Source organism: Protofrankia sp. CiP1_Cm_nod2, assembly GCF_920664355.1.
Classification (GTDB): domain Bacteria; phylum Actinomycetota; class Actinomycetes; order Frankiales; family Frankiaceae; genus Protofrankia.
This window is the reverse complement of the sequence record NZ_CAKKTL010000197.1, coordinates 1-5,395: the sequence shown is the minus strand read 5'-3', so window position 1 is coordinate 5,395 and position 5,395 is coordinate 1. Positions and strand designations below refer to the sequence as shown.

5 protein-coding genes, 1 pseudogene and 1 riboswitch are annotated in these 5,395 nt (G+C 72.8%); of the genes and pseudogenes, 2 read left to right on the top strand and 4 right to left on the bottom strand.

Features of this window, described 5'->3' with window-relative positions; translation table 11 throughout:
• Positions 1 to 121: 121 nt before the first annotated feature.
• Entirely contained in the window at positions 122 to 1,093 is a 972-nt protein-coding gene (locus NBW84_RS18705) for a glucosyl-3-phosphoglycerate synthase (protein ID WP_250286036.1), read from the bottom strand.
• Positions 1,094 to 1,125: 32 nt separating this feature from the next.
• Positions 1,126 to 1,243, top strand: a riboswitch (SAM riboswitch).
• A 9-nt stretch (positions 1,244 to 1,252) separates the two neighbouring features.
• Here NBW84_RS18705 and NBW84_RS24505 point away from each other — a divergent pair.
• Together NBW84_RS24505 and NBW84_RS18700 are read left to right on the top strand one after the other, a co-directional pair.
• Positions 1,253 to 1,489 (top strand): annotated as a pseudogene (locus NBW84_RS24505) (protein NinF); the annotation flags it as partial.
• Positions 1,470 to 1,838 carry a VOC family protein gene (locus tag NBW84_RS18700; protein ID WP_250286035.1) on the top strand — a complete coding sequence of 123 codons (369 nt, stop codon included), beginning with the start codon at positions 1,470 to 1,472 and terminating at the stop codon, positions 1,836 to 1,838. The pseudogene NBW84_RS24505 and the gene NBW84_RS18700, both read left to right, overlap by 20 nt.
• Here NBW84_RS18700 and NBW84_RS18695 read toward each other — a convergent pair.
• From NBW84_RS18695 to NBW84_RS18685, 3 genes are all read right to left on the bottom strand, one after another.
• Positions 1,786 to 3,324, bottom strand: coding sequence for an adenylosuccinate synthetase (locus NBW84_RS18695; protein WP_250286034.1), 1,539 nt, complete (start codon positions 3,322 to 3,324; stop codon positions 1,786 to 1,788). The two genes, NBW84_RS18700 and NBW84_RS18695, sit on opposite strands and share 53 nt — an antisense overlap.
• Before the next feature lie 40 nt (positions 3,325 to 3,364).
• A complete protein-coding gene (locus NBW84_RS18690) occupies positions 3,365 to 4,357 on the bottom strand; it encodes a hypothetical protein (RefSeq protein ID WP_250286033.1) in 993 nt (330 codons plus the stop codon).
• A gap of 198 nt (positions 4,358 to 4,555) precedes the next feature.
• The coding region (locus tag NBW84_RS18685; RefSeq protein ID WP_250286032.1) for a lipopolysaccharide kinase InaA family protein at positions 4,556 to 5,395 on the bottom strand (840 nt) is incomplete at its 5' end.

The following is a 5,395-nucleotide window of genomic DNA, read 5'->3' as shown; positions in this document are numbered from 1 at the left end:
TGCCGTGCCACGGCGCCGGGGCTGTCACCTGGTGGGGCCGCCCGTCCGGGATGATCCGCCTGTCCGGGGTGATCCGGGCCCTGCCCGTGGCGGCCCGCCCGGCGCGGCGGGGCCCGGTCAGTCAGCCGCTTTCCACCGGGCCGTGATACAGCCGGGCGTAGCGGGCGGCGTACTCCGGAACAGTGATCATAGGTGGCCGCTCCCGCACCACCACCTGATGGGTGCGCGGCTCCAGCCCGCTGTCACCGCGCCCGAACTGGGTCAGCGTCCCGCCGAGGGAGCCGGCGTGGACACCCAGCCTGCTCCACGCCGCGTGGATGATCTCCGCGGCCATCCGTCCAAGGGCCTCGTCGGACTGGTGGCGGTGGACCTTGCGGCCGACCTCGACCTGGGCGAGGGCGTCCACTCCCAGCAGCGAGAGCACGTCCACGACCTGGGCGAACTCGATGCCGTAGCCGGAGACGAACGGCAGCTGTTCGAGCAGGGCCCGCCGGCCGGCGAACTCACCGGCCAGCGGCTGCACCAGCCCGGCGAGCTGCGGCCAGTGCAGGTTGAGCAGGGGGCGCGCGACGAGTTCGGTGACCCGGCCGCCACCGCCGGGCAGCAGCCCCCCGGCCAGCGGCCGGTCGTAGGACGCCTTGACGTAGGAGACCGCGCCCTCGGTCAGCAGCGGCCCGAGCAGCCCGGTGACCAGGCTCGCGTCGAAGTCCTCCAGATCGGCGTCGACGAAGACCACGATGTCCCCGGACGTGGCGTACAGGGACTTCCACAGGGCCTCGCCCTTGCCGGCGACCCGCCCGTAGCCGGTGAGGATGCGCTCCTCGGCGAACACCGCCGCGCCCGCGGCGGCCGCCTCGGAGGCGGTCGCGTCCACCGACCCCGGATCGATGACGACGATCTCGTCGACGAGAGGCACCGCGACCATAAGATCGCGGCGGACCGCCGAGACGATCGCGCCGACGGTGGCCGCCTCGTTCAACGCGGGCAGCACCACGCTGATCGGCCCTGCCTTACGGGCCAGTAGTTCCCCTGGTGAGAAGTCCCGCCCGTAGTACGTCCTATGCTCGAACCAACGGTATACGTCAGACCGCACACGGACTACAGTACGGACTGACAACCGCATACGGCTCATCCAGAGGGGCAGAGGGACCGGCCCAGTGAAGCCCCGGCAACCACCCGCATCAGTGCGTGGCAGGTGCTAATTCCGTCCTGAGACGCATCCGGCTCTCGGGAAAGATGAGGAGTTTCACAGATGACAGTCGCTCCCGAGCGCCTCGCAACGATCAGCCCGGACGTCGTCAATCCCGCGGTTGCCCTGTCATGTCGCCACTGCGGCGCCACCTATCCGCTCTCTCCGACGCATGTCTGTATCGAGTGCTTCGCCCCGCTGGAGATTGCCTACGACGACTCCGTGCTACGCCGGGTCACCCGGGAGTCCATCGAGGCCGGCCCCGCCAGCCTGTGGCGCTATGTCGGGCTGCTGCCCGCCGACGGTCAGCGTCCCGGGCCACCCCGAGCGCGAGATCCTGCTGGAGAAGCCCGGCCCGCCGGCCATGAGCGAGCAGACCGCCGCCCAGGTCCGCGAGCTGGTGACCAAGGGCGCGATGGGCCTCGGTTTCATCCTGCGTACCGACGACTGTCGCAGGACCTACGAGGAGCTCAGGGCCCGCGGCGTCGAGTTCACCCAGGAGCCGACCGAGCAGCCCTACGGCATCGACTGCGGGCTGCGCGACCCCTTCGGCAACCACATCCGCATCGGGCAGCCGGCCGCCCAGCCCAGCGAGATCACCGACGAGGTACGCGAGCGCTGGCTGGCGGAGACGCCGGCGGACCGCTGACACCGGATGTGACGCCAAGGGAGATCTCGCCGCGGTTACGCGGCCCGTAAGAGATCTTGTCGCGGCTGCGCGGACCGTGGGAGAGCAGGGTCACCGGGGCTTCGAGCGCCTCCCCTACCAGCCCGGGCCAGGCGGCGGCGTCCGGGACGGGCTCGAGGACGGGCCGCGCCCGCGCCAGCCGGCTGGTCAGCCGCGCCTGGCCCACCAGGTCGCCGGGCGGTCGCGGCGCCAGCCGGGTGACCGGCACACCGTCGATCTCGTAGGCACGGCAGACGGCCAGACGCCGCCGGGCGGCCGCACCGAGACGGGCGACCGCGTCGAGGCGCGCGGCCCGGTCGAGTCGGGCGGTCATGTCGATGTGCGCGGCCGAGCCGACATACACGGCCGGGCCGACGTGCGCGGCCGGGCCGAGACGGGCGGCCGAGTCGAGGTGGGTCAGCGCGATCGCGTCCACTCCGCCGATGACGTCGACGGCGTACCGGTGGGCCACCGCGTCGAAGTGGCCTACCCGGAAGGCGCCCTGCCAGGGGCCGGTGCCGTTGTGGACGTCGGGCAGCGCGGCGGTCAGCTCCGCGTCCTCGGTGACCAGGGGGCCGGCGCCGTGCCGGGTGGTGTAGGCGCGCACCACCCCCAGCCGCAGCGCCTCCCCCGCCATCCCGGCGTCCGCGAGCAGCTTGTCCGCGTTCGCGGGGGTGGTCGTCGACCAGGTGGTGTAGGGGTGGAAGCCGTGCCACTCGTCGAGGAGCACGCCCTGGGCGCCCTCGAACACCACCGGCCCGCCGCGCAGCAGCCGGCCGACGTACCCGTCGTCCACGAGTTCGACGGCGTCGGCGAAGGCGCGGAAGGCCGCCACGCAGTCGTCGACCGCGGGCGCGGCCACGGCCGGCGGGCCCAGCTCGTCGGCCAGCCGGTCACGCAACGTGGTCAGGACGCGGCGCAGCCGGGCGGGGGCGAGGCAGTCCCCGGCCCGGGGGCTGTCCTCGGGGTGGGCCAGGGCGTAGGCGGCGGTCTCGCCGATGCCCATGCCGCACGAGCCGTGCCGGGCCGGCACCCGGGCCCGCTCGCGCGCCCGGTTCGCCGCCACGTGGTACGGGGTGGTGAGCAGGGCATCCCGGTGGACGGTCAGCCGGGCGAGCGGGCCGGGCACCCCGGCCGCCTCCAGATGGTCGGCCTCGGCGGCCAGCGCGAGCGGGTCGACGAGCATGTGGCGGGAGAGGTGGGTGGCGGTGCCCGCGGTGAACGCCCCCGAGCCGATCTGCGCGAAGGTGTGGTGCCGGCCGTCATCGGTGACCACGTTGTGGGCGGCCTGGGCACCGCCGTTGAAACGGATCACCGCGCGCACCGGCCGGCCCCGCGCGGCCGCCCGCGCGCACAGGTGGTCGACGACCGTCCCCTTGCCCGCGTCACCGAACCCGAGGTCGACGACGATGACATGGCCGGGGACACGGCCGGGGACATGACCGGGCGGGACGTGACGGTGTGACACGACGGGCCTTCCTCCCTCCAGCTGGCCGCTGGCCGGCGTCCTACAGCCGGGTGATCCCCTTCGGGCCGTCGTCGGGGCCTGGCAGGCTGTCGGAGACGACCACCGCCCCGCGGTCCCGCGCGTACGCGGCGAGCGCCTTGCCGACGGCGTCGACCGGTGCGTCGCCGCCGGTCTCGTTCAGGTGCCCCAGGCCCTCGTCCAGGTCGATGGCGTCTTCGGCCAGGCCGATGGTGAGCGCGATCGTCTCGCACACGGCGTCAAGATCGTCCAGTTCGATGACGTTCTGTCCGAGCAGGGTGCGCCAGGCGGCGAGCACCTCGCTGTCCCCGGCGTGCGAGGCCCCCTGCGGGAGGATGTAGTACAACTCGTACCTGCGCTGCGCTTCGGCGACGATGTGCTCGACCGGGATGTCCTCGGCCAGCTTGTCGCCGATGACCGCGGCGACCTCCTTCCGCTTGACCCGCCGGTAGGGCATCTCGTCCCCGATGAGGAAGAGATAGCCGCGCTTGCCGCGCTTTTCGTAGCAGTCGGTCGAGGTGTGGCGGGCCATGAAGTACAGGGCCAGTTCGTAGGATTCCGTTTTCTGCCCGCCGCCACCGCCTTCGATGAAGATGTTGCCGAGATGGTCGTCCATCCGGTTGTCGGACTCGAACTGGCCGATCTGCAGGGGCACCCGGTCGCAGGTGGCGTCGCCGACCGCGCCGAAGAGAATCTGCGGGTCGTCGACGTATCCCTTGCGGATGAGCAGGCCGAGCAGGTCGGGCAGCTTGGTCTGCAGGGTGCGCGGCACCTGCCCCATCGACCCGGTCACGTCGAACAGGACGCCGATGGCCAGCGAGGTCGGGTGCTCGTCGCTGTCGCGGCTCTCGCGCGTCCCGACGCCGTGCGGGTCGAGGCCGGGGTGGGCTTTCCAGCTGTCGCGCGGGCTGCCGCTACGGACGCTGTCGCTGTAGTGGAACGCGCCGCGTCCGCTGCGCTTCCGGTAGCTCGCGGCCGCGGCGTAGACGTCGGTGGACCAGGCTCCGCTGCCCATGGGATTCCTCCGGTAGAAACGAAAAACAACGAGGACAGAAACAAGGACAAAAAAAACGAGGACGAGAACGAGAACAAGAACGGGCGAGAACAAGGACGAGGACGGACGGACGGACGGACGGACGGACGGACGGACGGTGATATCGGACGGTCCGGTGAGACGGAACGGTGCGGTGGTGGCGACGGGTGCCGGGCTCGTTCAGGGGCACCCGCCGGTGCCGGGGGATGCGGCCGGGACGCGCAGCGGCCGGAAACGGCGCGGGCCGTAGAGCCGTTCCAGCAGCTCGTCGAACTCGCCGAGCAGACGCCAGGCGTCGCGTGGCCGGCGGGACATGGCGGGCAGTGTGCACCCGCGGGCGAACCGCAGGAGCGGGCGGGGGGCGTCGTCGCGCAGCAGGTACGTCATGCACTTCGTCGCCAGGTGGATGTCGGTGGCCGCGCCCGGCGGCTGCCGGGCCGCGACCTCCGGCGGGTACATGCCGGCGAAACGGTCCACCATCGCCGGCACATGCCCGGCCGCGCCACCCGGGCCGCCGGCAGCGCCCGGGCCGTCCGGGGCGATGACGACCGAGTAGCACCAGTCGACCAGGACCAGGCCGTGGTCGTCGGGGTGGACGAGCACATGGTCGGGCACGACGGCGCCGTGCACGACCCCGGCCCGGTGGGCGTACCCGAGGGCGACGAGCAGCCGTCGCCACATCCACGCGACGTCGCGGGCGTCGAGCCCGTCCGGGCACACGGCACGCAGCTCGGCCAGTGAGCGGAAGCCGTGGACGTGCTCGATGACGTTCACCTGGCGTAGCTCGCCGCCGGCGCCGGCGCGGTGCCGGAAGGCCTCGACGAGACGGGGGACGTAGGCGGCGAACCGTTTCTCCCCCCTGCCGGCCAGCTGCCGCAGCGCCGCGGCCTCGCGTCCCATCAGGTCGTTGTCGGCGGCCGACCGCGGGATCTTCAGCAGCGCGCCGGCCGCCGCGCCATCGCCGCCGCCGGTGCCGCCAGCGCTGCCGCCAGCGGTGCCGCCGCCGCTGCCGTCCCCGCC